We start from the raw sequence: 26,773 nt of genomic DNA, 5'->3' as shown, positions 1-26,773 counted from the left end.
TTGCTGCCGGGGGCCGGGGGCAGTTGGGCGAAGCAGTTGGGCCCAGCAACGCGTCGGCGAGGTCGAACAGTTCGTCCCCGCGCGCGGTGAGGCAGTCGAACAGGTCCTCCCGGAAGCATGACGCTTTCGCGAACGCTTCCCCCGGAACATGATCAGGCAGCAAACTCACCTTCACGGCCTTCGTCGTGGTCACGTGTGTCCTTGGTCGGAGCACATGATCAGGCGAAGGCCGTCCCGGCGTCCGGTAAATGTCCAGGTGAGCGACCTAGTTCGAAGCGCACTCCGGGACCGTCCCACGCGTGATCGACCTGACGGTAGCGTGATCGACATGACGGCTGAGGGCGAGATGGCAGAGGGCGAAGCCCTGGTGGGCTGCATGGTGAACGCGGGCGCGGTCTTCCGCCACGCCTGTTCTTCGTCCTTCAGACCGACCAGCACCCGGATACTCCGACCACCACCCTGCCACCGGAGTCAGAACTCACCTTCCGGCTGGTCTCACTTCTCACCTAGGGAGCCACGCGCCGGCTCGGCGGCTGAACTGCGCCCGCGCCGACTCCACGACGCGGATCCCCATGGTGCCGACCAGTACAGCCGACTCCCAGTCGGCGCCGATCCGGCGGATGCTCGGTGCCGGCCGCAAGGTGGCCAAGGCGCTGCGCTCCCCGTCCACACGCCAGTCGGCACACCGACGTCGAACCGTTGACGTCGCCCTGGGGGCCCGTATCTTCTCCGCGCCATGGTCGTTGGGAAACCCGGTCGTGGTCAGTCCGGTTGTATGGGGCAGGCGGGCGTGGAGGTCGGGGAGAACGGCGCCGGCAAATCAGAACGGCTCCCGTCCCGGCTCGGGGGGCACGGGACGGGAGCTCGTCACCTGTTTCTTCTTCGCATCACGGCCGTACGGATGCACGGGTGTGGAAGTGGCCCTCGGGAGCGGTTCAGACCGTCGATGAGGTGAGTCGTACGGGGAGCTCGAAGAGGTCGTTCTGGGTCACCACCGGCTTGTTGCGCAGGGCCGACGGCGCCACCGCCAGGTCCAGTCCGGGGAAGCGGGCGTACAGCGCGGGCAGCGCCACGCCCGCCTCCAGACGGGACAGGGCGGCGCCGGGGCAGACGTGCGGGCCGTGGCCGAAGGATATGTGGCGGGTCCGTGTCTCACGGGTGATGTCGAAGTCGCCGGCCGAGGGGCCGTGCGCCTCTTCGTCGCGGCCTATCGCGCCGTAGGAGACGATGAGCGCGTCGCCCGCCGGGATGACCCGGTCGCCGACCGGCACGTCCTCGGTCGCGAACCGGATCAGCACGTGCGACGTCGGCGTCGACCAGCGCAGGGTCTCCTCGATCACCGCGGACCAGTCCGCCGCGCCCGACAGGACCAGTGCCCGCTGGTCGGGGTGGGCGGAGAGGTTGACGACGGCGTTGACGATCAGGGAGATGGTGGTCTCGTGGCCGGCGGCGACCATGAGCTGGAGGGTGGAGACGATCTCCTCGTCGGTGAGCCGGTCGCCGTCCTCCGAGGCAAGGACGAGCGCGCTGGTCAGGTCGTCACCGGGCTCGGCACGCTTGGCGGCGACGGTCTCGGCCATGATCCCCGCCAGCTCGACGAGGGTCGCGACGACCTCCTCGGGCGGGGTCTGGGTGGAGAAGAACTTCTCGAACAGCACCTTCAGCCGCGGCAGCCGGCTCTCCTCGATGCCCATCAGGTCGGCGACGACGTACATCGGCAGGGGGTAGGCGAACTCCGCCTTGAGGTCGACGACGTCGGCGTCGGCGGGCAGCCGGTCCAGCAGTCGCCCGGTGAGCTCGGTGATCCGCTCCCGCATCGCCTCCACCCGGCGCGGGGTGAGGGCCTGGGCGACGAGGCCGCGCATCCTGCGGTGGTCGGCGCCGTCCACGGTCAGCATGGAGCGGCCGGGGTTGGCCAGGCCGATCAGAGGCCAGTCGGGCGGGATCTCGCCGCGCTGCCAGGCGCCCCACACGTTGATGTCCTTGACCAGCCTGGGGTCGGTCAGGAGGGCCCTGGCCTCGGCGTGCCGGGTGACTGCCCACACCGGAACGCCGCCAGGCAGTTCGACCGCGGCCAGCGGTCCCGCCGCCCGCAGCTTGGCGCTCTCCCCGTCCAGGTCGGTGACGAACGGATCCAGGGGAATCCGCAGCTCTTCGGTTCCGGACGTCATGATCAGTTGCCTCCCAGGGCAGGGGTGGGTGTGAACCGCACGGGCAGTTCCGTCAGCCCGCGCAGCCAGGGCGAGGGTCGGCGGGTCAGAAATTCGGCCGGGACGTCGAGATCGATGTCGGGCAGCCGGTCCAGGACGACCTCGATCCCCGTCCGGGCGATCACCTCGGCGACCTCCTGGGCCGGGAACGGGCAGCGGTGCTCACCGTGGCCGAAGGAGAAGTGGGCGTTGTTGCCGCCGGTGAGTTCGTCTCCGACGGGACGCACCTGGGGGTCGGAGTTGGCTGCCTGGAGGCCGAGGAGGAGCAGGTCTCCGGCCCGGATGTGCTGCCCGCCCAGGTGGGTGTCCCGCGATGCCCAGCGGCCGGCGACGTTCTGGGTGGGCGTGTCCTCCCAGAGCACCTCGTTCATCGCCTCCGCGACGCTGTTGCGGCCGCCGAAGAGCGAGGCGGCGAACCGACCGTCGGTGAGCATCAGCCGCAGCGAGTTGCCGATCCAGTCGGCGGTGGGCTGGTGCCCGGCCGCCATCATCACCATGAGGTCCTGGGCGATCTCCTCGTCGGTGAAACCACCGGGGTCGGCCAGCATGCGGGAGACCACGTCGTCGGCGGGCGCGGCCCGTCGGGTGGCGAGCAACTCGCCCATGGAGGAGGCCAGATGGCTCTGTCCGGCGAGGGCGCGCTCCCGGCCGTCGATCATGTCGTTGAGCGCGGTGACCAGGCCCGGGCCGTCCTCGTCGGAGAAGCCGTACAGCTGCGCCAGGACGCGTACGGGCAGCAGCATGGCGTACTGGCCGACGAGATCGGCCGTTCCCTCGGCGCACAGGGCGTCGATCAGCTCGTCGGCGAACCGCTCGGCGTGGCGGCGCAGCCGGGTCGGGTCGCTCGCCTCCAGCGCGTTGCTGATCATGGCGGCCCGCTCGCGGTGCCGCTCACCGACCGTGTAGAGGATCGACGGCTGCTTGCGGCCGATCATCGGCAGCAGGGGCCAGTCGCCGGGGATCGTGTCCCACTGGTTCCACAACTCCGAGTCGCGGCTGAACAGGACGGGGTCGCCCGTGACCTGGTGCAGTTCGCGGTAACCGAGGACGAGCCAGGCCGGGACGCCGCCGTCCAGCAGGACGGGGGTGACGGCGCCGTGCTGCGCGCGCATCTCCCGGTACAGCCGGGCGGGGTCGGTCTGGAAGCGCGGACCGCTGAGCGGAACGGCGTCGGTGCTCACACGAACTCCCGTGGTGAAGCGGCGGCGTGGGCCCGCTGCCCGGCGTACCGGCTCTGGATGTGCTGGACGAGCGTGATGAGGACCTGCTTGCTGGACTCCCGGGTACGGGCGTCGCAGTCGATCAGGGGCACCCGCGGATCGAGGTCGAGGGCCTCGCGGACGTCGCTGTGCGCGTGGCGGGCGCCGCCGAAGTCGTTGCAGGCCACGATGAACGGCGTGCCGTGGCGCTCCAGACGGTCGATGGCGTACCAGGAGTCGTCGATGCGCCGGGTGTCGACCAGGACGACCGCGCCGAGGGTGCCGGAGAACAGCCGGTCCCACAGGAACCAGAAGCGTTCCTGGCCGGGCGCGCCGAAGAGGTACAGCACGTTGCGCTCGTCGAGGGTGATCCGGCCGAAGTCGAAGGCCACGGTGGTCGCGGTCTTCCCGCGGATCTCGCTGATGTCGTCGACCGTCTCGCCGGCCCTCGTCATCGTCTCCTCGGTGTTGAGGGGACGGATCTCGCTGACCGAACGGACCATGGTCGTCTTTCCGACGCCGAAGCCGCCCACGACCACGATCTTCAGACCGTTGTCGGCGGTGGCACCCAGGGGGGTGCGCACGTCAGAGGTTGCGGAGTCCAACGAGCACCTGCTCCAAGACGTCGGGATCGGGAAGGGCGGAGTTGCGGGGGTGACGGGCGCTGACCCGGCCGGCGGCGAGCAGGTCGGACAGCAGGATCTTGGTGATGCTCACGGGAAGTCCCAGTTCGGCGGCGACCTCCACCACGGCGGTGGGCGCCTGCGTCAGTCTGAGGACCGCCGCGTGCTCGGACTGCATGCCGACGGTGGGGTCGCTCTCGGCCACCACCAGCGTCACCAGGTCGAAGGGACAGTCGGGCCCCGAGCGGCTGCGTCCCCCGGTGAGGGTGTAGAGCCGGTCGGGGGCGTCGTCCCTGCCTGGGCGCTTCACGCCGTGCGGGGCGGGGCCGTCAGGTGCTCGCCGAGCTGTTCCACCAGCTCGCTCATGTTGTGCCCGACGAGTCCGGGTTCGGCCTCCTCGGTGGTGACCACGGCCAGGTGCGCGCCTTCACCGGCCTCGACGATGAACAGCGTGCCGCCGTAGAACTCGGTCATCGAGGAACGCACGCCTCCGCTGCCGTCGCCGAACTCGACCGAGGCGCCGTGCGACAGCGACTGGATGCCGGCGGCGATGGCGGCGAGCTGGTCGGCCTGGTCGACCGTCAGTTCCGGGGTACGGCACAGCTTCAGCCCGTCGCGGGAGAGCACGAGAGCGTGCCGGGCGCCCGGGGTGCGCTCAAGGAGTCCTTCTATGAGCCAGGTGAGCTTCTCGTCGGCGGTGGTCGTGCCGGTCATGAGGTGGTGTCGCCTTCCGGGTGCGAGGGGGTGGGACTGCCGGGAGCCGTCTCGGTCTGCGGGGACGGCGTGGCGTGCGAGTCGTCGGGGACGGCCGGCAGCGGGTGCCCGCCCGTGCGCTGCGCCGGGCCGGCGGCGCGTACCGCCTGGCGGAAGGCGCCGAAGCGGTTGGCGCGGGTGCGGATGTCCTCGGGCGGATCCGTGCGGCGCTCGGCGCTCTGGGCGGCGGCGCGTGCGCTCTCGGCGGCGGCCAGGGTGCGACCGCGCCGGCGCTTGGGCAGCCCGTCGCCTGTCGGCGGGGCGTCGACGCCGGTCTCCTGGGGCCTGACCTGCTCCGAGGGCGCGGCGATCTCGGCGGGAGCGGGCGCACCGGGGTCCGGCTGCGGGGCGCGCGTCGGGGCGCTGCGCGCGGGCGAGTCCGCCGGGCGTCGCGCAGGGGACGGCGCCGGGGTGAGGATGTCCTGGGGGATGAGCATGAGCACACCGGTGCCGCCCCGCGCGGAGGGCCGGAAGGACACCTTCATGCCGTGCTTGCGCGAGAGGCGCCCCACCACGGCGAGGCCGAGCCGGGTGCCGGTGAGTCCGCCGAGTCCGCCCGCGTCGCCGGAGACGGCCTTTTCCGCTCGGCGCAGCTGGACGTCGCTCATGACGAGCCCGCTGTCCTCCACCGAGACGATGGCGCCCGCCGGCACTTCCTCGACGTAGACGTGCACCTCGGCATTGGGAGGCGAGAAGTTGGCGGCGTTGTCCAGCACTTCGGCGAGCGCGTGCATCACGCCCTCGGCCGCGTGTCCTGCCACCGCGGTGTCACTGACGGAGTGCAGGCGGATGCGCTGGTAACCGCTGATCCGGCCCATGGCGCCGCGCAGAACGGACTCCATGGCGATGGGGCGCGCCCAACGGCGTCCCGAACGCGCGCCGGTGAGGACGGCGACGGAGTCGGCGAGACGGCCGGCCTGGGCCGTGCGGTGGTCCAGGTGCAGCAGGTCGGCGAGGACGTCCTCGTCGCTGTGCCGTTCCTCCATGGCGCGCAGGTCGGCCAGGGTGCCGGTGGCCAGTGCCTGCATCCTGGCCGCGGCGTTGGCGGTCGCGGCGATCGCGGTGTCGCGGTCGCCGAGGGCGCGGTCGAGCTGCTCGGAGAGCCTGCGCACCTCGGCCGCGAGCCGGGCCCGTTCGGCCTCGGTCTCCTGGGCACGCACAGCGCGTTCCCTGGTGAACTCCTCGGCGAGCCGGGCTCGTTCGTGTGCGGTGGCGTCGGTGTGCCGTTGGTGTTCGCGGCGCCATCGCTCCGCCTGGAGGTCGCGCTCCTGGGCGGCCCGCTCGGCCTCGGCGGTCGCCGTCCGCAGCGCGGCACGTACGGAGCGCCCGGCGCGCCGGGCGTGCACGGCGACGGTGACGGACACACACAGCAGGACCGCGGCGGTGGCGCCACCGCCGCCCACGACCGTCTGCGCCGACTCGGGTACGGATGTGACGGCCCATAGGACGGCAAGGGCGGACAGGGCAGCGGTCAGCAGGGGTAGGGGAAGCAGCGAACGGATGGTGGATCGGTCGCCGGAAGGGGCGGGCGCGGTCATCGCTCAGGTCCTCGGGTGGCCGCTCGGGAACGCGACCCTTGTGTTGTCCTTAAGGGGCAGATAATGCACAGAAGTCTGTAGTCGGTGATCAACCGGGCGTCACTATACGAGAGTTTCGATCACCCCGAACAGTGTTCGACCAGCGCAGTTCGCAAACTCCCCATCGAGGGGGCCGGTATGTCGGCGCTGGACGACGCGACTCGACGGCTTCCTCCCCCGGCTGACCAGAGACTCTTTGTGCGGGCTGTGCGAGTTGTGCGGCCGCGCGGCCCGGCCGGAAACCTCGCCGTCGGCGTTGACCGACAGGTCGCGCGCCCCGCGCCTCCGAAACGGATACGGCCCGACAAGCAGCGGCGTCCTCGGTTTTCCGGCCGAGGACGACATCGTGCGACGCATGCGCCTGCGTTCACTCCGTCACGCCCCTGACCACCCGCAACCGCGCTCACAGCGGCAACGCTCCTTCACGTCATGTAGGCAGCACGGCGGAAACCCGGCGCGCCGGCATGCGACAGCCGCCGCGTTCAAGGACCTCGAGCGGCACAACCGTGTCCACGCGCCGACCACGTCTCGGCTGCGCACCTTCCACGCGGTGCCGGACGCCCGGGCACCCGAACGCACGGCCCTGCTCACCGAACAGCTCCACAGCCTTGACCTGGCGACCGCCACGACGCGATCCGCATGACCCAGGACCTCGTCACGGCCTGGCGCGGCGATCACACCAGCCTCGTCATGCTGCTCGCGGACTGCCTGCTGCCGGAGCATCCGTCCACTGCCGCCGCCGCGGCCGAGAGCCGCGGATCCCACGCGACACGCGTCCGACCCGAGTGTCCCCCGTCGCCGAGTGGGCATACGCAGCCGAGACCGTCGGCATCGGCCGGAGTGGCGAGCCGATCGCCCTGCCGCCAGGCTGACGACAGACGTGCCGGCACGCAGAACGGACAGACGCACAAGAGGACTGGTTCCACATGCATATCGATCTGGCGGGGCGCACCGCCCTGGTGACGGGCTCGACGCAGGGCATCGGCGCGGCGATCGCCGCCGGGCTCGCGCGCTCCGGCGCCCGTGTAGGGGTGAACGGCCGAGACGAGCAGCGGGTCGCGGAGGGCGTGGCGCGGCTGGCGGCGGAGGTGCCTGGTGCCTCCTTCGTGCCCGTGGTCGCCGACGTGGCGAGCGAGGAGGGCGCACGGCGTGTCCTGGAGGCCCTGCCGGAGGTGGACATCCTCGTCAACAACCTCGGCATCTTCGGCTCCGCCGACCCGCTGGAGATCAGCGACGAGGAGTGGCGGCGCTACTTCGAGGTGAACGTGCTGGCCGCGGTACGGCTGACCCGGCTGTACCTTCCCGGCATGACGGAGCGCGGCTGGGGCCGGATCCAGTACATCGCCAGCGACTCGGCGGTCGTCATCCCTGCCGAGATGATCCACTACGGCATGTCCAAGACCGCGCTGCTCGCCGTCGGCCGCGGCTTCGCGAAGCAGGCGGCGGGCACGGGGGTGACGGTCAACTCGGTCATCGCCGGCCCCACCCACACGGGCGGCGTCGAGGACTTCGTCTACGAACTCGTCGACCGCGACCTGCCCTGGGACGAGGCCCAGCGCGAATTCATGCGGAAGCACCGGCCGCAGTCCCTCCTCCAGCGGCTGATCGAGCCCAAGGAGATCGCCCACATGGTCGTCTACCTCAGCTCCGACCAGGCCTCGGCCACGACGGGCGGCGCCCTGCGGGTCGACGGCGGATACGTCGACTCGATCCTGCCCTGACGACGCGGGGTTCCAGGAACGGCCGGCTCGTCGAACGACCCGACGCATCAGGAGGCGGTCAGCAGCCGCGTGACCAGGGCGGTCATGAGATCGGTCGGCGTGTCGGTCAGCGGGAACTTCCGGTCAGGCTGGGCTGCTTGACGGGTCCGGGTGCATGCACGGACTCAGACATGCAGGGTGGGCCGGTAGATGAGCTCCTGGGTGTGGCCGTCGAGCGTCCGGTGCTCGATCAGCTCGAGGTCGAAGTCGGCCGCACCCTGGAAGATCGGGTCCAGCCCGGTCCGACCGGTGATCACAGGGAAGAGCGTCACCTGGACGCGGTCGACCAGACCGGCGGCCATCAGCGCCCGGTTCATCGACAGGCTGCCGTGCGAGCGCAACGGTACGTCGGACTCCTCCTTGAGCCGAGCGACGACGTCGACGGCATCGCCGCTCACGACGTTCGCATCCGGCCAGTCGAGGGATCCTTCCAGGGTGGTCGACACCACCGTCGCCGGCAGGCTCCTCATCCGTGTGACCCATGGGTCACGCACCTCGGACTCCTCGGTGCTCGAGGCCAGCATCCGCGCGAACGCCCGATACGTGTTGGCCCCGAAGACCATCCGCTGCTCCTCGCGGTACAGGTCGAGGCGGTGGTCGAGAAGCTCGGGGCCTTGCTTGCCCCAGTAGCCGGTCCAGTTGCCGCCCGCGGCGCCGAAGCCGTCGAGGCTGGAGAAGACGTCGAAGGTGTAGGTGGCGGTCATGATGTTCTCCTCGAGTGCGGTGGATCGCGTGTTGGTAATACAGACCGGCGACCACGGCGAGACTCATCGCCGCTCTTGGACTCCTGGAGTCCGGCCGCGCATGCCCGCGCCCGAGGTGCCCCCTTCAAGGGGCTCGATGGCCACTCACAGCGGCCGCCCGTCGGAAGCCTCGCTTCGCCTCCACGGCCGTCACATCCACAGCACGCCGTCGTCCTCGTGCTCGCGCACCCGGAACGCGATCATCCGGCGCAGCAGGTCGCTCGGCACGGGCCGGCCGTACGGGAGCTTGACCGAGCCCTTGCCAGTGGCGAAGTCGGCGAGGTCGGCGTCGAACGCCTCGCGGGTGCTGGGGGTGAACACGACGTTCGCGTGCTTCGCGTGGCCGCTGACCATGAACAGGATCGTCCCGGACGGGTGAACCCACGCGGGATGGCCCCACTTGATCGCCTCGCTCGCCGTGGGAACCGCCTCGACGGCCAGCGCCCGTACCTGCTCCAGCACCTCGCGGCCCTCCCCCGCGAAGCCCTCGATGTACTCATCGATCGTCTGCGGCTTTCCCATGGCGCCAGTGTGGCACCGCCCACCCTTCATGGTCGGCAACTGGAGTCCACGGTGGCCAGGTGGCGTACTCGGCCCCGCCTGCCACCAGGGGGTGCCCTTCAGTCGTTCGCTGTCGGGCCGGTGCGGACGACGGCCTGGTCGCCGTGGGGGCCGAACAGGTGCAGGATTTCCACCGCTTCGGTGTCGGCGGGGCCGAACCAGTGGGGTTCACCGGTGTCGAACTCGGCCACTTCGCCCGGCCGGAGGATGATCTCGCGCTCCCCGAGGACGAGGCGGAGCCGGCCGGCGAGCACGTAGAGCCATTCGTGGCCGGAGTGGGTCACCAGTCTCGGTTCGCGGTGCGCGAGCACCTGCTTGAAGACCTGGACCCGGCCCGGTTACTGCGTCAGCATCCTCCTCGCCCACCTGCTGATCGGCGTCGGGTTCGGCTTCGCCAACGCCCCCCTCACCAACACCGCGGTCAGCGGTCTGCCGCTCTCCCGGGCCGGCGTGGCAGGGGCGATCACCTCCACCGCGCGCCAGGTCGGTGCGGCGGTCGGTATCGCCCTCGCCGGGGGCCTGGTCGCGGGCGCCGGCCCCACCGGCCTCGCCGCCGCGTCGCATCCAGGATGGCTGCTCGTCGCGGCCTGCGGACTGTTCCTCTTCGTCGTGGCGCGCGCCTCGCAGCCCACGGCCGTCGACATCCGCTGACCCGCCGACCTGCCTTGCGCGGAGTACCTCCGACGAGGACCCGTCCGCGTAGCGGAGGACGGCCGGACGAGAAAACCGATCGACAGACGAGTCCACGAGGCACTGTGATGGCTCCGACTGCCCCGCCGCATGGAGCGGCCCCACCGCAGGAGTTGCTCTTGGCGACCGGGAGAACCGCGGACCCCCTCCCCGCGATCGATGCAGCGCTGGCCAGGCGCCTGGTCGATACGCAGTTCCCGCAGTGGGCCGAACTGCCTCTCGAGCTGCTCGACCCGGCCGGTTCGGACCATGTGATCTACCGACTGGGCGAGGACCTGTCCCTCCGGCTGCCCCGCCATGCGGGGGCCATCGGACAGGCCAGGAAGGAGTCTGAGTGGCTCCCCCGGCTCGCCCCGCACCTGCCCCTGGCCATCCCGGTACCGGTGGGGGTGGGTGAGCCCGACTTCGCCTATCCGTGGCCGTGGGCGGTGTCACGCTGGCTGGACGGCGAGGTGGCGACCGCCGAGTCGCTGGCCGACTCGTCCCGGGCTGCCGTGCAACTGGCGGAGTTCCTCACCGCCCTTCAGGCATTCGTTCCCGAGGACTTCCCGGTCGAGGACGCTCACGAGGACCTCACCGGTCGCCCGCTGGCCGACCGGGACCGCGCGACGCGGGCCGCTATCGCGGAGGTCGACGGTCCGTTCGACGCCGCGGCCATGACCGAGCTGTGGGACGCAGCGCTGAGCGCCCCCGAATGGGATCGCCCGCCGGTCTGGTTCCACGGCGACTTCCACACCGGCAACCTGCTGACCGTCGCCGGCCGCCTCAGCGCGGTCATCGACTTCGGCGGGCTCGGCATCGGCGATCCGGCCTGTGACCTGACCATCGCCTTCACTCTGATGTCTGCCGGGAGCCGGGCCGCCTTCCGCGCCATGCTCGGCGTCGACGACGCCACCTGGGCCCGGGGCCGCGGCTGGGCCCTGACCACCGGCCTGAACGCCTACACCTCCTACGCCACCGTCAATCCCCGGGTCGCCGCGCAGACCACCCGCCAGATCACCGAGGCTCTGATCGGTTGATCAACCGATTCAGCTGCTGTCCGCACAGCAGGAACTCGACCTGGCCCCACCGAAGTGTCGCGCAAGGGCGGAAGCCGGGGGCGGGCCACCGAGGAGCCGCCCGGTTTCTTGTGCAGACCGCTGCCGCTGTCAGGTCACGAGCCGCAGCACGTCCGCAAGGCCGCGCTCACCGGTGCGGTGTTCCGCCGGCAGGATGTAGGTGCGCAGACCGCAGGCGGCCGCGCCGCCGTCGCGGACCGGGTTGTCGCCGACCATGAGGGTGGTGCGGGGGTCGGCGCCGAGGTCGGCGCAGGCTTTGAGGAAGAGCTGCGGGTCGGGCTTTTCGCGGCCCTGTTCGTAGGAGATGACGCAGGTGTCGATCAAGGCGTCCAGCCCGTGGTGGGCGAGGTGGGTACGCAGGTCCCAGGCGAAGTCGCTGACGATGGCGATGCGCAGTCCGCGTTCGCGCAGGGCGTGCAGGACCGGTTCGGTGTCGGGGTAGGGGACCCAGGCGGCCGGGGCGGTGAGTTCCCGGTAGGCCGTCTCCTGCGCGCCGCGCAGGAAGTCCACCTGTTCCCACCACCCCCACATGGCGCGGCGGTGTTGTTCGGCGGAGAGGTCGCGGCCCTCCTGAAGGGCGACGACGCGGGGCAGCCGGAAGGCGGCGCGCAACTGGTCGGAGATCTCGGCCACCGCACCGGGCTCGTCCAGCACGGCGAGCCGCCCGCAGGCCGCGCCGACCCGGCGCAGCCATGTCTCCAGGTCGATCATCTGGAAGATGGTGTTGCTGAAGTCGAACAGCACGGCCTGGACCGACGGCACGGGCGCGGCCATCTCGACATCGCTGGGGCGGTAGGCACTCGGTGTTTCGAACAGACTGTGGATCACGAGGAGGGCTCTTCTGGTTCGACCGTCTCGACGGGGACCCCGAGGTCGCGCATCGCCGCGACTTCCGCCTCGGGGGTGCCGGTGTCGGTGATGACGGTGTGGTAGTCGGCCACGGTGCCGTACGCATACGTGGCGGTCTTGCCGAACTTGGAGTGGTCCGCCAGGAGCAGCGCCTGTTCGGCGGAGGCGAGCATGGCGAGCTTCACCTCGACGTAGTCGTTCAGGGGGTGGAAGAGCTGGCCTTCCAGGACGGCGGTGGCGGACATGAGCGCGAGGTCGGCCCGGATCCGGGACAGGGCGCGGGCGACGGTGGGGCCGGTGCAGGAGTTGAAGTCGCCGCGGTAGTGGCCGCCCAGCAGGGTGACGTTCACGCCGGGCGCGGAGCCGAGGCGTTGCGCGAGGCCGACGGAGTTGGTGACGACGTGGAGCTGGTCCAGCGCGGCCAGCGCGGGGACCAGGGGGAACAGGGTGGTCGAGTCGTCCATGAGCAGCGTGCTGCCCGGCCTGATCCGGTCGGCGACGGCCGCGCACAGCGCGTTCTTGGCCGCGAGGGCGCTGTTCTCCCGGAAGCGGGTAGCCGTCTCCATGGTGAGGGCGGGGAAGGCGACGGCCCGTCCGCGCTGCTTGCGCAGCAGATGGCGAGCGGCGAGGTCGTCCAGGTCCCGGTGCATCGTCATCAGGCTGACGTCGAACTGCCGGGCCAGGTCGTCGATGCGGGTCTCGCCGTGTTCGGCGACGTACCCCAGCACGGCCTGGCGCCGCTCCTCGACGGCCGCCTGTGACAATCGCGTACGGGCGGTCACGGCGCCCTCCTTCCCGGTCGTTCCGGTCTCGCAGTTTCCCACACGGGCCGGTGCGGGCCGGGGCCCGTCCGGCTTCCGGGCCTATGGACCGTCCACCGTGACCAGCACCTTGACCTGCTCGGGGTCGACGGACGCGGCGAAAGCCTTGGCGGCGTCCTCCAGCGGGTAGGTGGCGGTGACGATCTCGGCGGTGTCCACGGCGCCCGAGGCGATCAGGGCCATCGCGGTGCGGTAGTCGTCGCCGGTGTACATCAGGGTGCCCTCGATGCGGATCTCCCGGTCCTGGACCAGGTCGAGCCGGACGGGGGTGCTCCCCGCGGCGCCGACACCGACCACGATGATCGTGCCGCCCTTGGCGACCAGGTCGGTGGCCTGGGCGATGGACTGCTCGCGTGCCACACAGTCGAAGACCACGTCGGCCGGTCCGCCGAGCGCTTCGCGTGCCCGGTCGGCGAGGTCGGTGGCGTCGGCGGGCAGGGCCGCGTCGGCTCCGAGGCGCAGGGCGCGGTCCCGCTTGCCCGGCAGCAGGTCGGTGACGGCGATCTTCGCGGCGCCGGCGTGCCGGGCGGCGGCGAGGACGAGCAGCCCGATGGGCCCGGCGCCGAGCACGGCGACCGTGCGACCGGTGAGGTCCCCTGCCTTCGCCACGGCGTGCACCGGGGTGGCCAGGGGCTCGACGAGGGCGGCCTCGATGTCGGTCATGCCGTCGGGGACACGGTGGACACGATCGGCCGGGATGGTGAACAGGTCGGTCATCGCGCCGGGCGTCTGGCAGCCGAACACCTTCAGTTTCTGGCAGATGTTGTAGCGGCCGGAACGGCACTGGGGACACCGGCCGCAGTACAGGTTGGGCTCGATGATCACCCGCTCGCCGGGCGCGAAGTCCCCGGCCGCCTTCCCCGCCGCGGCGACGACACCTACCGCCTCGTGACCGGGGCGGTAGGGCAGGTCGATGAAGGGATGGTGGCCGGCCGCCGCATGCGTGTCGGAGCCGCACACGCCGACGACCGTGGTGCGCACCAGGAGTTCGTCGTCCCCGGGGACGGGGGCGGGCACATGCTCGATGCTGATGTCGTCGAGGGAGCGGACGAGAACGCGGCGGATCTGCTCGGTCATGGTGGGGGTCCGTTCGGTTCGGGTGTTCACGCGGAGGCGAGACCGGGCTGGATCTGGATCTTGCGGCCGATTCCGGCCTGGAAGCGGGCGATCGCGTCCGGGAAGGCGGCCAGGGGGAGGCGGTCGCTGATGAAGACGTCCGGGTCGATGACGCCGGTGGCGAAGAGATCGGCGGCGCGTTCGAAGCTGTGCAGGACGGCCATCGAGCCGGTGATGGTGATCTCCTGGTTGTAGATCTTGTACGGCTCGATGGTGGCCCGGGTGGCGTAGTCCGCGACGCCGAACTGTAGGTAGGTACCGCCCTTGCCGACCCGGCCGAGGGCGTCCTGGATGGCCTGGGCGTTGCCGGTGGCGTCGACGACCAGGTCCCACCCGTACTTCGGCCGGTCCAGTTCGTCGGCGGACGTGGCACCGGCGGAGCAGCCCAACTGCCGTGCTGTATCGAGGCGTTCGGCGTTGATGTCGACGACGTCGACGCTCGCGGCGCCGGTGGCCTTGGCGAGCTGGAGCATCATCAGGCCCATGGTCCCGGCGCCGTAGACGAGCACGCGGGAGGCGAGGCGGCTGCGCAGGACGTCGTAGCCGCGTACGGCGCAGGACAGCGGCTCGATGAGGGCCGCGTCCTCGGTGCGCACGCCGTCGGGCAGGACCGTGCAGTTGGCGACGGGAGCGGCCACGAACTCGGCGGCGGCGCCCGGGTGGGTGACCCCGATCGCGGCCCAGCGTTCGCAGAGGTTGTTGTGGCCGATACGGCAGTAGTGCCACTCGAAGCAGTACAGCGACGGGTCGACCGCGACCCGCGCCCCGACGGCGAGTTCGGTGACACCGGTGCCCACGGCGACGACTTCCCCGGCGAACTCATGGCCCGGGACGATGGGCAGCTTCGGCGCGAACTCCCCCTGGAGGATGTGCAGATCGGTGCCGCAGATTCCGGTGGCCGCGACCTCGACGACGACTTCGCGCGGGCCGGGAGCGGGGTCGTCGACGGTGGCGAGTTCGACGCTGCCCGGCTGGGTGATGACGGCTGCCTTCACTTGACGGCTCCCAGGGAGAGACCTCGTACGAGCTTGTCCTGGGCGGCGAATCCGGCGATGAGGACCGGCAGCGACACCAGCGTGGCAGCCGCGCACAGCCGGGCCAGGAACAGACCCTCGTTGGTGATGAAGCCGACCAGGAAGACGGGTGCGGTGGACGCCTGGGTCGCGGTGAGGTTCACGGCGAACATGAACTCGTTCCAGCTGAAGATGAAGCAGATCAGCGAGGTGGCGGCGAGTCCCGGCATGGCGACCGGTGCGACGACCCGCCACAGCACGGTGAGCAGTCCCGCGCCGTCGACCTCGGCCGCCTCCAGGATCTCCTTGGGCACCTCGGCGAGGAACGAGCGCATCATCCAGACCGCGATCGGGAGGTTCATCGCGGTGTAGAGGACGACCAGCGTCCACACGTTGTCCAGCATCCCGGCGTCCTTGACGATCAGGTACACCGGCAGCAGGGCCGCGATGGCCGGGAGGAACTTCGTGGACAGGAAGAAGAACATCACGTCGGTCCACTTCTCGACCGGCTTGATGGACAGCGCGTACGCCGCCGGCACCGCCAGGGCGAGCACCAGCACCGTCGAAAGGATGCTGGCCATGGCCGAGTTGAGGAGGAAAGGCGTGATGTCCCGGCTGAACAGCAGCTTGTACTGGTCGAAGGTGACCGGGGCGAAGGGGGTCGGCGGGTTGGTCGCCGCGTCGGCCTCCTGATGGAAGGAGGTCAGCACCATCCACGCCACCGGCGCGAAGAACGCCAGGGTGGCCAGCCAGGCGACGAACGTCCACAGCGGCGACAGGCGCGGGGAGTTGGGGTCGTCCTTGCCGCGGAGGAGCTTCTTGAACCTGCCCCCTCGGGGGGCGAGGGCTGCGTGGGTCATCGGGATGTCTCCTCGCGGAACAGCGACGCGATGGTGCGCAGCGCGAAGGTCGCGATGACGAACGCGCCGAGGACGACGACGACACCGGCGGCGGCCGCCTCGCCGTACTCGTACTTGCGGAACATGGTCAGGTAGATCTCGTACGGCAGGTTGGTCGTCTGCGAGCCGGGGCCGCCCTGGGTGATGGTGAAGACCGCGTCGAAGGTCTGCACGACGTAGATCGTGCCGAGCAGCACACCCAGCTCGATGTACTGGCGCAGATGCGGCAGCGTGATGTGACGGAAGGTCTGGAGAGCCGAGGCCCCGTCCATGCGCGCCGCCTCCAGGACGTCGCCGGGCTGTGCCTGGAGGCCGGCCAGCAGGATCAGCATCATGAACGGGGTCCACTGCCACACCAGCGACACCACGACGGCGGGCATGGGATAGGAGGAGATCCAGTCGACCGTGGGGCCGTTGTCCGCGCCGAAGAACCGGTACACGGCGTTCAGGGTGCCGTTGAGCAGGCCGTAGTCGGGGTTGTAGATGGCGTGCTTCCACAGCAGCGCCGCCGCGACCGGCATGACCAGGAACGGGGCTATGAGCAGGGTGCGCGCCAGCCCGCGGCCCACGAACCGGCGGTCGAGCAGCATCGCCAGGCCGAGGCCGAGGATCACGCTGATGACCACCACCGACGCGGTGAGCACGACGGTGTTGAGGACCGCCGTGCGCAGCCGCTCGTCGGTGAAGACGAACGAGAAGTTGGACAGCCCGACGAAGTGGCGCTCGCCCGGCTTGAGGATGTTCCACTGGAAGGTGGAGATGATCAGCGTGGCCACGAAGGGCAGCTGCGTGACGACGATGGTGAAGATCAGCGCGGGCAGCAGCGGGACGCGCCGCTTCCACTTGGCCGCCGAGCCCGAGGACTTCCGGGGACGGACGGGTGGGGGAGCCTGCTTGGGGGGTGCGGTGAGCGTGGTCATGAGAACTTTCCTCCGCCGGTGACGGCCGGGGTTCGGGGAAGCGGCGCCCGGCCGGCGTCAGGGCCGGCCGGGCGCTGAAGGTCACTTCTGGTAGGTCTTGGCGACGTCCTCGGCGAGCTTCTGGCCGTCGTTCAGTGCCTTCTCCACGCTCGTCTTGCCGGCGATGGCGGCGGAGATCTCCTGGGTGACCTTGGTGCCCAGGTCCTGGAACTCGGGGATGGCCACGTACTGGATGCCGACGGTCGGCCGGGGCTGGACGCCCGGGTTGGCCGGGTCGGCGCCCTCGATGGACTTCAGCGTGATGTCACCGAACGACGCGGCGGCCTTCTTGTACTCCGGGATCTCGTACGTGCTGGCCCGCTTGCCTGCCGGGACACGCGCCCAGCCGAGCTTCTCGCCGACCAGGTTCTCGTACTTCTTGCTGGACGCCCACAGCATGAACTGCGAGGCGGCGTCGGCGTTCTTCGTGGTCTTCGGCATGGCCCACGACCAGGCCCACAGCCAGCCGCTGCTGTCCGTCTCGACGGTCGGCGCGTACGCGTAGCCGACGTCGCCGGCGATCTTGCTGGAGGCGGGGTCCTCCAGGGAACCGGCGGCGCTGGTCGCGTCGTACCACATCGCGACCTTCTTCTGGCTCAGCGCGTTCAGGCACTCGGTGAACCCGGCCTGCGGGGCGCCGGACTCGCCGTGCTCCTTGACCAGCTTGACGTAGAACTCGGTGGCCTTCTTGAAGCCGCCGGTGTTGACCTGCGCCTTCCAGTCCTTGGTGAACCAGGTGCCGCCGAAGGTGTTGACCATGGACGTCAGCGGTGCGCCGAGTTCGCCCCAGCCGGCCAGACCGCGCAGGCAGATGCCCTTCATGCCGGGCTCGGCGCCGTCGACCTTGGCCGCGATGTCGGCGATCTGCTGCCAGGTCGGGTGCTCGGGCACGGTGATGCCCTTGGCCTTCATGACGCTCTTGTTGTACATGAGCATCGAGGACTCGCCGTAGAACGGCAGGGCGTAGAGCTTGCCGTCCGAGCCGGTGAGCGACTGGACCATCGGCTTGAGCAGGTCGGCCTTGTCGAAGCTCGTGTCCTTGTCGGCGTACGTGCCGAGCTCGTGCAGCCAGCCGTTCTTCTCCCAGATGGGCACCTCGTACGCGCCGATGGTGGCGACGTCGTACTGGCCGGCCTGGGTGGCGATGTCCTGGGTGACCTTGTCGCGCAGCTCGTTCTCGGGCAGCACCGTGAAGTTGACCTTGATGCCGGTGTCCTTGGTGAACGTGCTCTTGGTCAGCTTCGCGATGTCCTCCATCTGCGGGTTGCCGACCATCAGCACGTTGATGCTCTTACCGCCGCCCGAAGACCCCCCGGCTCCCGCTCCGGAACAGGCGGTGGCGAGCAGGGCGGTGGCGGCGGCGCCGGCAATGAGGACATATCTGGTGGATCGCATGAGGGACCTCTCGTGCGGGATGGCTCGGGGAAACGGCGTAGGGGGCTCTCCCACGGCAGCGCCGCTCGTCGGGAGCAGCCGCTCAGCGCGGTTCGCCGGGGCCTGGGCTGAGGCTCGGCTGGGAGGGGAGGGGAGGGAGGGAGGGAACGGGTGTGGATGCGGCCCTGGGGTGTGGGGCGCGATATCGATGGCGGAATTATTATCAGGAGACTGCGCCGTTGTTAACACATCTTGCGAGAAAACTTATCTGGATCTATCGTCAAGCCATCTCGCAAGGAGCTGCGGGACGCCTCCCGCCCCTCCACCTCCGGCCGCAGTCCCCGAGGAGCCCCACATGAGTTGATGTCCCTCGATCCGAACGTGCGGCCGAGCCTGATCACCGACCGTGCCGCCTGTCTCCGGCGTCTTTCGGGATTCGCTCCGTTCCTCACTCGGCTGTGCGGGACCCGTCCAGGCGGGACCAGACCGGACCTAGAGCATCCAGCGCCTCCCGGTACGCCTCGTATGCCTCCTCAAGGACGGCGACCCGGTCGGGGCGAGGTTCATGACGTCTGAGCACGTCGGCGCCGGCGCGCGGATCCGTCACGTCATCGAGCAGTCCGACGGCGGTGACGGCGAGCAGGGCCGCTCCCCGGGCGGCACTCTCCTGCACGTCGATCACCACGACCGGCCGCCGCAGAGCGTCGGCGAACATCTGGCTCCACACCTCGCTGTGCGCCGCGCCGCCGGTCAGCCGGGCCACCGCCCCGCTGACGGGCAGCTTCGAGCAGAGCGCGTCGACGTGCCAGCGGTGATTGAGGACGACACCTTCCATCAAGGCCCGCAGCAGGTGGCCGCGACCGTGCCAACCGCGCAGACCGAGAAACGTCCCGGACGTCGGCCGCGGGTACGGGGAGCCATAGACGAACGGGTGGAACAACACCTCCGACGGACCGTCCAGGTGCGCCTCGACCTCGCGGCCGACCGCCTCGTGGACGCCGTCCCGCTGCTCGACCGGCGCACCCGTGACCCGCAGGAACCACTCCAGGTTCGCCACCGAGGCAGGCGAGGTGGACATCGTCATCCACTGGCCCGGGCGGACGAAGTGACGCACCTGCCAGCGCGGATCGACGACGGGATGCTCGCTGACCACCTGGTTGATGCTGAACGACCCGGCGATCACGCACAGTTCGCCCGGCGTCGTGCCGCCGATCCCGAGCGCAGCGGCGTCGACGTCATGGGCCCCCGTGACGACGGGAGTGCCGGCCGTGAGCCCGGTGAGCGCCGCGGCCTCGGGGGTGAGAGTCCCGCTCACCGCGTCGCAGGCAAGGACGCGCGGCAGCTTCTCGGCGAGCGCCTCCAGGCCGTACAGGTCGAGCAGTTCCTGCGAGTAGCCGCCCCGCCGCATGTCGGTGAAGGACGCACTGGCGTCCGTGGGATCGGTGGCCACGACGCCCGTCAGCCTCAGGCGCAGCCAGTCCTTGCAGGACAACAGCCAACGGGCCTGCTCAAGCACGTCCGGCTCGTGGCGGGCGAGCCAGGCCAGCAGGGCGGCCGGGGAACCCGAGAAGGGGACCGTGCCCGACAACTCCAGGGCGCGGGACCAGACCTGACTGTCCCGCCACTCCCCCAGCACCGGTTCGGCGCGCGTGTCCATCGCCACGATCGCGGCCCGTACCGGCCGGCTCCGCTCGTCGACGGCGTACAGTCCGTCGCCGTGCCCGGCCAGCCCCACCGCGGCGACGGACCGCCCCGCGTCCGGTCCCGCCTCGGCGAGACAGACGGCGATGGCCTGGTGCGTCGTCCGCCACACGTCGTCCATGTCCCGCTCGACCCAGTGCGGGTGTGGGGTGTTCAGCGGCAGCGTGCCGCTGCCCCGAGCCACCGCTCGGCCTGCGGCGTCGTACAGCACGGCCTTGGTCATGGTGTGTCCCGCGTCGACACCGAGCACCAGTTCACGTGCCAACGCTCACACCCACCCAGATCGCAGGCGTTGACCGCCCTCGATGCGGCGACATCGGCGCGACTTACAGCCTCTACGCTCTCGCCGGCACCGAAACCGCCACGACCCCATGGGGCCGATCGTCCCACGTGGCAGGTCGGCGCGCCCGGACTGCCACCGCCGCTTCCAGGTCGCGCAGCCAGGCGATCCGCACGATCGACGGCCGCCTGGCGGACCCGTTGCCGGCCGGTGTCCGTCCCGGCGGACAAGTCGTCGGGGATGTTGTGGCCTCTGCCCTCCGGGCGGAGCAGTCGGTGCGCGTCGACCGGCCGGCCCTCCGACCCGATCGGTCGGGTGGGGGGGCCCTGCTGTTCCCCTGATCACCGCGGTCTGCCTCGCGGCGGTCGGAGGCGCCAGGCTGGGTGAACCTGGAACGAAGGAGTCTGGAACATGAGCAGCGAAGACAGGGCCGCCAAGGAAATCGTCGTCGTCATCGGCCCCGGCAGCATCGGCCTGGCCATCGCCCGCCGGGTCGGCACCGGCCGCACGCTGCTGCTGGCCGGCCATGACGAGAAGGCCTCGCAGGCCGCTGCCGAGCAGCTGCGCGGCGAGGGCTACGAAGTGGCCGTCCGGACCACCGACATCTCCGATCCGGCCCAGGTCGAGGCGCTGGCCGCCACGGCCGCCGAGATGGGCGCGGTCACCCAGGTGATCCAGGCCGCCGGCGTCTCCCCCACCCAGGCGACCATCGAGCGGCTGCTGCACGTCGATCTGCTCGGCACGGCGTATGTCCTCGACGCCTTCGCCCGTGTGATCGCGCCCGGCGGGGCCGGCATCGTGGTCGCCAGCATGGCCGGGCACCGGGAGAGCCCCTACACGGGCGAGATCGAGCACGCGCTCGCGACCACCGAGACCTCGCGGCTGCTCGCGCTGCCGTTCCTCCAGCCCGACCAGATCGGCTCCTCCGTCCACGCCTACGCCATGTCCAAGCGGGCCAACTCGCTGCGCGTGCAGACCGCCGCCGCCGCGTGGGGCAAGCGCGGAGCCCGCGTGAACGCCGTCAGTCCCGGCGTGATCATCACCCCGCTGGCCCTCGACGAGCTCTCCGGCCCGCGTCGCGAGTGGTTCGAGACGGTGCGCGAGGTTTCGGCCGCCAAGCGTTTCGGCACCTCCGAGGAGGTCGCCGCGGCCGCCGCTTTCCTGCTCGGCCGCGAGGCCGGCTTCATCACCGGAGCCGACCTCCTGATGGACGGCGGCGTGACCGCGGCACTGCGCGCCGGCGAGCTGACAACGCCGTGACGGGACGAGAGCCGCGGCCGTGAGTCCGCCCGGGCTCGGGCCCTCGGTCCCCGCGTCGGCCGGATGCCGTCAAGTTCGCGTACCTGCACCCGGCCCGACCCGGAATCCCGCCAAGAAGCTCACCGGCCCACATGGCGGCGCAGCTCCGCGTACCAGCGGGTCTCCGCCGCGGCCACCGCCGCCAGGATGACGACGACTCCCGCCAGGGCGGGGACCGGCGGGAGCGCGGCCGCCGCGGGGATGCCCGCGAGCAGCAGGCCCAGGGCTGTCAGGCGGAAGCCGCCCCATACGTTCAGCATGATCCGGCCGAACAGCAGCAGGCCGGCCAGGTAGAGGGCGGCTCCGCCGCACAGGGCCCAGGCGTAGAAGCCGCCCAGCACCTTGTCGTCGTCGGCGTGGGCGACCACGCCCTCGATGCCGAGGGCGGTGAGGACGACACCGGCCGTGACGGGGAAGTGGGCGTAGCCGTAGGCGTTGACCGCCAGGCTGAGGCGGGTCTGCCCCTGGGCCTTGTCCAGCTGGCGTTCGCCGATCAGCGTCGCCAGGTCGAAGTACAGCCACCACAGGCCCGTCGCGGCGGCCACGCCCAGGACGCCTGCGGCGAGCAGCCCTGCGCCGACCGGGTGGTCCGTGGCCCCGGCGCCCATGGCCAGCAGGGATTCGCCGATCGCGATGATGATGAACAGCTCGTGCCGCTCGGCGAAGTAGCGGGCGCTGTGGATGCGCCAGCTGCCCCGGCGGGAGGTGGCGTACACACCGCCCCAGTCCACCGCGATCGCCACCGCGAACAGCGCCGTCTGCCATCGGCCGCCGACCGCCGCGCCGGCGATCAGGAGCCCGGAGCCGGCCAGGACGGGCGGCCAGGAGACGGCGATCTGCCGCAGCAGCCCGCTGTCGCCACGCGCCAGCACGCTGTAGAGGACCAGGTGCACGACACGTACGAACAGGTAGGCGCAGGCCAGGACCAGCGGCCCGTTCAGACCGCCCGGCAGGTCGTCCCACGCCTCGGGGACGGTCAGCGCGACCACGAACACCCCGGCCATCGCGAACGCCATGCCCGCGCGTACGACGCCGCGGTCGGCCCGGGCCTGGTTGCCCAGCCAGGCGTACGCGGACCAGGAGAACCACACCAGCGCCAGCAGCAGCATCCCGTGCAGCACGCCCGTGCCGGTGTGGTGGTGGGCCATGTACTGGGTGATCTGGGTGAGCGTGAAGACGTACACCAGATCGAAGAACAGCTCGAAGGTGGTCACCCGGCTGCTCGCCGGCGCCGTACGCGCGCCGGTCGGTGGGACGCCCTGCGGCGGTCCGTACTGCTCGCTTTCCACCTACGTGTCCTCGGAGCGTGGGTCCAGCGCGGTCATGAAGCTCGCCTCGGGGCTGGAGAGGGCCTGGGCAATGGGAGGGACGGTCAGGACAACGGCGAGGCGGGATCGTCCTCCACGGCCGCCGACCGGTCGTCGCGTGCCGTCGTCCTCTTCGCGGGCTGCTCCTGCCCGAGCAGGTCGAGCAGGACCATCGCGTCGTGATCCGCGGTGCCGGGCTCGGCGTAGTACGTCACCATGCGGTGGCCGGGGGTGCCTTCCAGTTCCATGGACTGGTAGCCGAGGGTCAGGTCGCCGACCTCGGGGTGATGGAAGGTCTTGCGGCCGTGGGAGTGCCCCTTGACGTCGTAGCGCTCCCAGAGGCGCGCGAACTCCGGGCTCTTCAGCAGGAGCTCACCGGCGAGCCGGGTGAGGTCGGGGGCGTCGGGATCCGTGCCGGCCAGGGCGCGCAGCCGGGCCACGCAGCCGCGGACCTGGGTGTTCCAGTCGTGGAACAGCTCGCGCGAGGCGGGATGGAGGAAGACGTAACGGGCGATGTTGCGCTCCCTGGCCGGCCAGTCCTGGATGCCGGGGAGAAGCCGAAGGCCGCCGGGGTTGGCGGCGAGCAGGTCGTTGGTGCGGCTGACGACGTGCGCGGGGTGGGGGCGCAGACTCTCCAGCAGCAGTTTCACGCCGGGCCGGACCGTACGGCTGGGCGCGGCGGGAGGCTCGGGCGCACTTCGCGCGGCGCGGGCGGCGAGGCTGCGCAGGTGCTCGTGCTCGTCGTCCTCCAGCAGGAGGGCGCGGGCGAGGGAATCGACCACGGACGCGCTGGGCCGGGTCTCCTTGCCACGCTCCAGGCGGACGTAGTAGTCGATGCTGATCCCGGCCAGGGTGGCCAGTTCCTCACGGCGCAGCCCGGGCGTACGGCGCAGGCCGGATCCGGCCGTCAGGCCGACCTCCTCCGGGGTCACCCGGGCCCGGCGGGCGCGCAGGAAGCGCCCCAGCTCGGTGCCCCCGCCGTTCTGCTGCTCGCTGTTCATGTCTTCCAGTCTGCGGTGCCTCGCCACCTCCGCGGCATATGCGTGGGGGGCCCTGTCACACCCCGGAATACCGCTCCCCGGCACAGCCCGGCCTGCCACATGGCGCGCGAAGCGGGGAGAGTCGGTGTCATCGGAGATCCAGACGCTCTCCCGAAGCTCCCGGCTTCGGGACCTCGCGGATCCTGCGCTGCATGGCCCAGCCCCATGAGCGTGATCACGCGACGCGAGTACATCGTCGAGAGCCAGGTACTGGCGCGGACCACCGGCCCGCGGACCACCGACCCCGGATGACTGAAGGCAGCAAGGAGCGGCACGTTGGAAATCCTCAAGCAGCAGCCCACCGTCAAGGCACCCGCCGACTGGTTCACCGGGGACGTGTGGTTCGACGTCATCTACGCGGGCCAGGAGCCGTCGCGGATGCGCGCGAACGTGGTCCGCTTCTCGCCGTGCGCGCGCACCGACTGGCACTCGCACGCGAGGGGCCAGACCCTCCACATCGTCTCGGGCATCGCGCTGATCGGTACGCGCGACGGCACGGTCATCGAGGCCCACCCCGGCGACACCGTCCACACCCCGCCGGGCGAGGAGCACTGGCACGGCGCCGCCCGGGACCACTTCATGGAGCACCTCGCGATGTGGGAGGGCACCGGCGACGGCACCCCCGAGACCGAGTGGCTCGAGAAGGTCTCGGACGAGGAGTACAGCGCCCCGCGGAGCAGCACCCGCTGAGCGAGGGGCCCGCGGTCGCTGGTTCCGGCCGGTTCCTGATCACCGCGACCACTGATCACTACGCATTCCGATCAACACAGCTGGGAGAAGTCTCATGCGAGCAACGCTGATGTACGGCGCCGGAGACGTGCGCGTGGAAAACGTCCCCGACCCGAAGATCCAGAACCCCACCGACGCCGTCGTACGCGTCGTGCGCTCCTGCGTCTGCGGCAGCGACCTGTGGCCGTACGGGTCGATGCCCGCCTCCGAGGAGGGCCGGCGCATGGGCCACGAGTTCCTCGGTGTGGTCGAGGACGTCGGCTCGGAGGTGGCCGGGCTGAAGTCGGGTGACCTGGTGGTCGCGCCCTTCGTCTGGGCGGACAACACCTGCGACTTCTGTACCGAGGGGCTGCACACCTCCTGCCGTCACGGCGGCCAGTGGGGCCCGAACGGTGTGGACGGCGGCCAGGGCGAGGCCGTCCGCGTGCCACAGGCGCAGGGCACGCTGGTGAAGCTGCCGGTCGCCGAGGACTCGGCTCTGCTGCCGTCCCTGCTGACCCTGTCCGACGTGTACTGCACCGGCCACCACGGCGTCGTGACCTCCCGGGTCGCGCCCGGCAAGTCGGTGACGGTGATCGGCGACGGCGCGGTCGGGCTGTGCGCGGTACTGGCCGCCAAGCGGCTCGGCGCCGAGCGGATCATCCTCATGGGCCGGCACACGGACCGTACCGACCTGGGCCGCGACTTCGGCGCCACCGACGTCGTGCCCGAGCGCGGCGAGGAAGGCATCGAGCGCGTCCGGGAGTTGACCGGGGGCGACGGTACGCACGCGGTGGTGGAGGCGGTCGGCGCCACGCAGGCGATGGACACGGCGCTGAGCATCGTCCGCCACGGTGGTGTGATCAGCCGGCTCGGTGTCGCGCAGTACACCGAGATCCCGCTCGGCTTCGAGTCGATGATGGGCAACATCACGGTCACCGGCGGCGCGGCCCCGGCCCGTGCCTACATCGAGCAACTGCTGCCCGACGTCCTCGACGGCACGGTCGAGCCGGGCCGCGTCTTCGATCACACCGTCGGCTTCGACAGGGTGCCCGACGGCTACCGGGCCATGGCCGACCGGACGGCCCTGAAGGTCCTGATCCAGCCCTGACCGACCGTCGGAGAGCATCCGCCTGGACTCGTTCAGCCGCCGCTGAGCCGGCCGGCCGAAGCGGCGACGGCCGCCGCCGTCAGTTCCCCTTCTCTTCCGCGGGCTTCAGGTCCGGTTCGGTGGCGGCCATGTCGAGGAGGACCATCTTGTCGTGGTCGGGGGTGCCGGGGGTCGCGTAGTGGGCGACCAGCCGGTGGCCCGGGGCACCTTCCAGCTGCATGGACTGGTAGGCGAGGGTGAGTTCGCCGACGTCCGGAAGGTGGAAGGTCTTGCTGCCGTGGGTGTGCGACCGTACGTCGTAGCGGTCCCACAGCTGTACGAACTCCGGGCTCTCGGCGAGTAGTTCCTCGACGAGCCCGACGAGGTCCGGGGCATCCGGGTCGGTGCCGGCCAGGGCGCGCAGACGCCCCACGCACGCGCGGATCTGCTCGTCCCAGTGCTCGAAGACCGTGCGGGCGCCGGGGTTGAGGAACACCCAGCGTGCGACGTTGCGCTTCTCGACCGGCCACTGCTCCATGCCCACGAACAGCCGCAGCCCGCCCGGGTTCCAGGCGAGCAGGTCCATGGTGCGGCTCACCACGACCGCGGGGTTGGGCCGCAGGCTCTCCAGCAGCAACTTGATCCCGGGTCCCACCGACGAGGTGGGCGCCGTCGGGGGCCCGGAGGCGGCGGGGCGGGCGGCGCACACGGCGAGGTCCCGCAAGTGCTCGTGCGCGTGCTCGTCCAGCAGCAGGACACGGGCGAGCGCGTCGACGACGGACGGGCTGGGGTGGGCCTCCTTGCCGCGTTCCAGGCGCGTGTAGTAGTCGATGCTCACGCCGGCGAGCGTGGCCAGCTCCTCACGGCGCAGCCCGGGCGTGCGCCGCAGGCCGGGGCCTGCCTTGAGACCGACCTGCTCGGGTGTCACCCGGGTGCGGTGGGCGCGCAGGAAGCGCCCCAGTTCGGTGCCGTCGCTGCCGTTGCGCTGCTCACGTGCCATGGGGCCAGTGTGGCAGGCCGGGCGGGACGGATCCATGCGCTGGGCTGGGGGGCCCTGTCGCACCCCCGAACAGCGCTCCCCGGCACAGCTCGGCCTGCCACGCGACGCGTCCGGCGCGCAGGCTGGACGGCGGTTGAAGCACT

General features: G+C 70.9%; 26 protein-coding genes and 1 pseudogene. 6 read left to right on the top strand and 21 right to left on the bottom strand.

Annotated features, from left to right (window positions below):
* Positions 1 to 25: 25 nt before the first annotated feature.
* The 7 genes and pseudogenes from G9272_RS42600 to G9272_RS42570 form a co-directional block, all read right to left on the bottom strand.
* Positions 26 to 169, bottom strand: a pseudogene (locus G9272_RS42600) (NF041680 family putative transposase); the annotation flags it as partial.
* 766 nt (positions 170 to 935) lie between these two features.
* Positions 936 to 2,171: a cytochrome P450 family protein gene (locus G9272_RS42595; protein WP_171401543.1), complete on the bottom strand. Its 1,236-nt coding sequence runs from the start codon at positions 2,169 to 2,171 to the stop codon at positions 936 to 938.
* A 2-nt stretch (positions 2,172 to 2,173) separates the two neighbouring features.
* Positions 2,174 to 3,391, bottom strand: coding sequence for a cytochrome P450 (locus G9272_RS42590; protein ID WP_171401542.1), 1,218 nt, complete (start codon positions 3,389 to 3,391; stop codon positions 2,174 to 2,176).
* Entirely contained in the window at positions 3,388 to 4,014 is a 627-nt protein-coding gene (locus G9272_RS42585; RefSeq protein ID WP_437184350.1) for a GTP-binding protein, read from the bottom strand. Before G9272_RS42585 ends, G9272_RS42590 begins: the two co-directional genes overlap by 4 nt.
* Entirely contained in the window at positions 3,995 to 4,342 is a 348-nt protein-coding gene (locus tag G9272_RS42580; protein WP_171401541.1) for a DUF742 domain-containing protein, read from the bottom strand. The genes G9272_RS42585 and G9272_RS42580 overlap by 20 nt, the downstream gene beginning before the upstream one ends.
* Entirely contained in the window at positions 4,339 to 4,746 is a 408-nt protein-coding gene (locus G9272_RS42575) for a roadblock/LC7 domain-containing protein (protein ID WP_020126464.1), read from the bottom strand. Before G9272_RS42575 ends, G9272_RS42580 begins: the two co-directional genes overlap by 4 nt.
* Positions 4,743 to 6,323 carry an ATP-binding protein gene (locus G9272_RS42570; RefSeq protein ID WP_171401540.1) on the bottom strand — a complete coding sequence of 527 codons (1,581 nt, stop codon included), beginning with the start codon at positions 6,321 to 6,323 and terminating at the stop codon, positions 4,743 to 4,745. Before G9272_RS42570 ends, G9272_RS42575 begins: the two co-directional genes overlap by 4 nt.
* Positions 6,324 to 7,288: 965 nt before the next feature.
* Between G9272_RS42570 and G9272_RS42565 the strand changes: the two genes are divergently transcribed.
* The gene (locus tag G9272_RS42565; protein ID WP_171401539.1) at positions 7,289 to 8,083 is read left to right on the top strand and encodes an SDR family NAD(P)-dependent oxidoreductase; all 795 of its coding nucleotides are present in this window, start codon (positions 7,289 to 7,291) and stop codon (positions 8,081 to 8,083) included.
* Between the two features lie 164 nt (positions 8,084 to 8,247).
* Here the strand turns inward: G9272_RS42565 and G9272_RS42560 are convergent, their stop codons facing one another.
* From G9272_RS42560 to G9272_RS42550, 3 genes are all read right to left on the bottom strand, one after another.
* On the bottom strand, positions 8,248 to 8,826 hold the full coding sequence (locus tag G9272_RS42560) for a dihydrofolate reductase family protein (protein ID WP_171401538.1): 579 nt from the start codon (positions 8,824 to 8,826) through the stop codon (positions 8,248 to 8,250).
* 189 nt (positions 8,827 to 9,015) lie between these two features.
* Entirely contained in the window at positions 9,016 to 9,387 is a 372-nt protein-coding gene (locus tag G9272_RS42555; protein ID WP_171401537.1) for an iron chaperone, read from the bottom strand.
* 98 nt (positions 9,388 to 9,485) lie between these two features.
* Positions 9,486 to 9,737, bottom strand: a complete 252-nt coding sequence (locus G9272_RS42550) for a cupin domain-containing protein (RefSeq protein ID WP_367398577.1) — start codon at positions 9,735 to 9,737, stop codon at positions 9,486 to 9,488.
* A gap of 4 nt (positions 9,738 to 9,741) precedes the next feature.
* On the opposite strand from G9272_RS42550, the gene G9272_RS42545 reads away from it, so the two are divergent.
* Together G9272_RS42545 and G9272_RS42540 are read left to right on the top strand one after the other, a co-directional pair.
* On the top strand, positions 9,742 to 10,077 hold the full coding sequence (locus G9272_RS42545; protein ID WP_253268298.1) for a hypothetical protein: 336 nt from the start codon (positions 9,742 to 9,744) through the stop codon (positions 10,075 to 10,077).
* Positions 10,078 to 10,235: 158 nt separating this feature from the next.
* On the top strand, positions 10,236 to 11,135 hold the full coding sequence (locus tag G9272_RS42540; RefSeq protein WP_171401536.1) for an aminoglycoside phosphotransferase family protein: 900 nt from the start codon (positions 10,236 to 10,238) through the stop codon (positions 11,133 to 11,135).
* Between the two features lie 129 nt (positions 11,136 to 11,264).
* On the opposite strand, the gene G9272_RS42535 is transcribed toward G9272_RS42540, so the two are convergent.
* The 8 genes from G9272_RS42535 to G9272_RS42500 all read right to left on the bottom strand — a co-directional run bounded on the left by G9272_RS42535 (position 11,265) and on the right by G9272_RS42500 (position 20,171).
* Positions 11,265 to 12,002: an HAD family hydrolase gene (locus tag G9272_RS42535; protein ID WP_171401535.1), complete on the bottom strand. Its 738-nt coding sequence runs from the start codon at positions 12,000 to 12,002 to the stop codon at positions 11,265 to 11,267.
* Complete coding sequence (locus G9272_RS42530) at positions 11,999 to 12,805, bottom strand: DeoR/GlpR family DNA-binding transcription regulator (protein WP_171401534.1); 807 nt, start codon at positions 12,803 to 12,805, stop codon at positions 11,999 to 12,001. The genes G9272_RS42535 and G9272_RS42530 overlap by 4 nt, the downstream gene beginning before the upstream one ends.
* An 81-nt stretch (positions 12,806 to 12,886) precedes the next feature.
* Positions 12,887 to 13,921, bottom strand: coding sequence for a zinc-dependent alcohol dehydrogenase (locus G9272_RS42525; protein WP_171401533.1), 1,035 nt, complete (start codon positions 13,919 to 13,921; stop codon positions 12,887 to 12,889).
* A gap of 26 nt (positions 13,922 to 13,947) precedes the next feature.
* Positions 13,948 to 14,955 carry a zinc-dependent alcohol dehydrogenase family protein gene (locus G9272_RS42520; RefSeq protein ID WP_171401532.1) on the bottom strand — a complete coding sequence of 336 codons (1,008 nt, stop codon included), beginning with the start codon at positions 14,953 to 14,955 and terminating at the stop codon, positions 13,948 to 13,950.
* A complete protein-coding gene (locus G9272_RS42515) occupies positions 14,952 to 15,833 on the bottom strand; it encodes a carbohydrate ABC transporter permease (RefSeq protein ID WP_171401531.1) in 882 nt (293 codons plus the stop codon). Before G9272_RS42515 ends, G9272_RS42520 begins: the two co-directional genes overlap by 4 nt.
* Positions 15,830 to 16,792: a carbohydrate ABC transporter permease gene (locus tag G9272_RS42510; protein ID WP_171401530.1), complete on the bottom strand. Its 963-nt coding sequence runs from the start codon at positions 16,790 to 16,792 to the stop codon at positions 15,830 to 15,832. Before G9272_RS42510 ends, G9272_RS42515 begins: the two co-directional genes overlap by 4 nt.
* Before the next feature lie 81 nt (positions 16,793 to 16,873).
* Positions 16,874 to 18,226 (bottom strand): ABC transporter substrate-binding protein, encoded by a 1,353-nt coding sequence (locus tag G9272_RS42505; RefSeq protein WP_171401529.1) that lies wholly within the window; start codon positions 18,224 to 18,226, stop codon positions 16,874 to 16,876.
* A gap of 427 nt (positions 18,227 to 18,653) precedes the next feature.
* The gene (locus G9272_RS42500; RefSeq protein WP_171401528.1) at positions 18,654 to 20,171 is read right to left on the bottom strand and encodes an FGGY-family carbohydrate kinase; all 1,518 of its coding nucleotides are present in this window, start codon (positions 20,169 to 20,171) and stop codon (positions 18,654 to 18,656) included.
* Positions 20,172 to 20,597: 426 nt separating this feature from the next.
* On the opposite strand from G9272_RS42500, the gene G9272_RS42495 reads away from it, so the two are divergent.
* Complete coding sequence (locus tag G9272_RS42495) at positions 20,598 to 21,446, top strand: SDR family oxidoreductase (RefSeq protein ID WP_171401527.1); 849 nt, start codon at positions 20,598 to 20,600, stop codon at positions 21,444 to 21,446.
* Between the two features lie 119 nt (positions 21,447 to 21,565).
* On the opposite strand, the gene G9272_RS42490 is transcribed toward G9272_RS42495, so the two are convergent.
* Both G9272_RS42490 and G9272_RS42485 read right to left on the bottom strand, forming a co-directional pair.
* Positions 21,566 to 22,774, bottom strand: a complete 1,209-nt coding sequence (locus G9272_RS42490) for a low temperature requirement protein A (RefSeq protein ID WP_171401526.1) — start codon at positions 22,772 to 22,774, stop codon at positions 21,566 to 21,568.
* An 83-nt stretch (positions 22,775 to 22,857) separates the two neighbouring features.
* Positions 22,858 to 23,793 carry a helix-turn-helix transcriptional regulator gene (locus G9272_RS42485; protein ID WP_171401525.1) on the bottom strand — a complete coding sequence of 312 codons (936 nt, stop codon included), beginning with the start codon at positions 23,791 to 23,793 and terminating at the stop codon, positions 22,858 to 22,860.
* Positions 23,794 to 24,108: 315 nt separating this feature from the next.
* Here G9272_RS42485 and G9272_RS42480 point away from each other — a divergent pair, with 315 nt between their 5' ends.
* Entirely contained in the window at positions 24,109 to 24,522 is a 414-nt protein-coding gene (locus tag G9272_RS42480) for a (R)-mandelonitrile lyase (RefSeq protein WP_171401524.1), read from the top strand.
* A gap of 94 nt (positions 24,523 to 24,616) precedes the next feature.
* Positions 24,617 to 25,651 carry a zinc-binding dehydrogenase gene (locus tag G9272_RS42475; RefSeq protein WP_171401523.1) on the top strand — a complete coding sequence of 345 codons (1,035 nt, stop codon included), beginning with the start codon at positions 24,617 to 24,619 and terminating at the stop codon, positions 25,649 to 25,651.
* Positions 25,652 to 25,730: 79 nt separating this feature from the next.
* On the opposite strand, the gene G9272_RS42470 is transcribed toward G9272_RS42475, so the two are convergent.
* Positions 25,731 to 26,630 (bottom strand): helix-turn-helix transcriptional regulator, encoded by a 900-nt coding sequence (locus tag G9272_RS42470; RefSeq protein WP_171401522.1) that lies wholly within the window; start codon positions 26,628 to 26,630, stop codon positions 25,731 to 25,733.
* Between the last annotated feature and the right edge of the window lie 143 nt (positions 26,631 to 26,773).

The organism is Streptomyces asoensis (assembly GCF_013085465.1).
In the GTDB taxonomy this organism is placed as follows: Bacteria; Actinomycetota; Actinomycetes; order Streptomycetales; family Streptomycetaceae; genus Streptomyces; species Streptomyces cacaoi_A.
The sequence above is the reverse complement of the archived record's forward strand: the minus strand, read 5'-3'. Positions and strand labels throughout refer to the sequence as shown.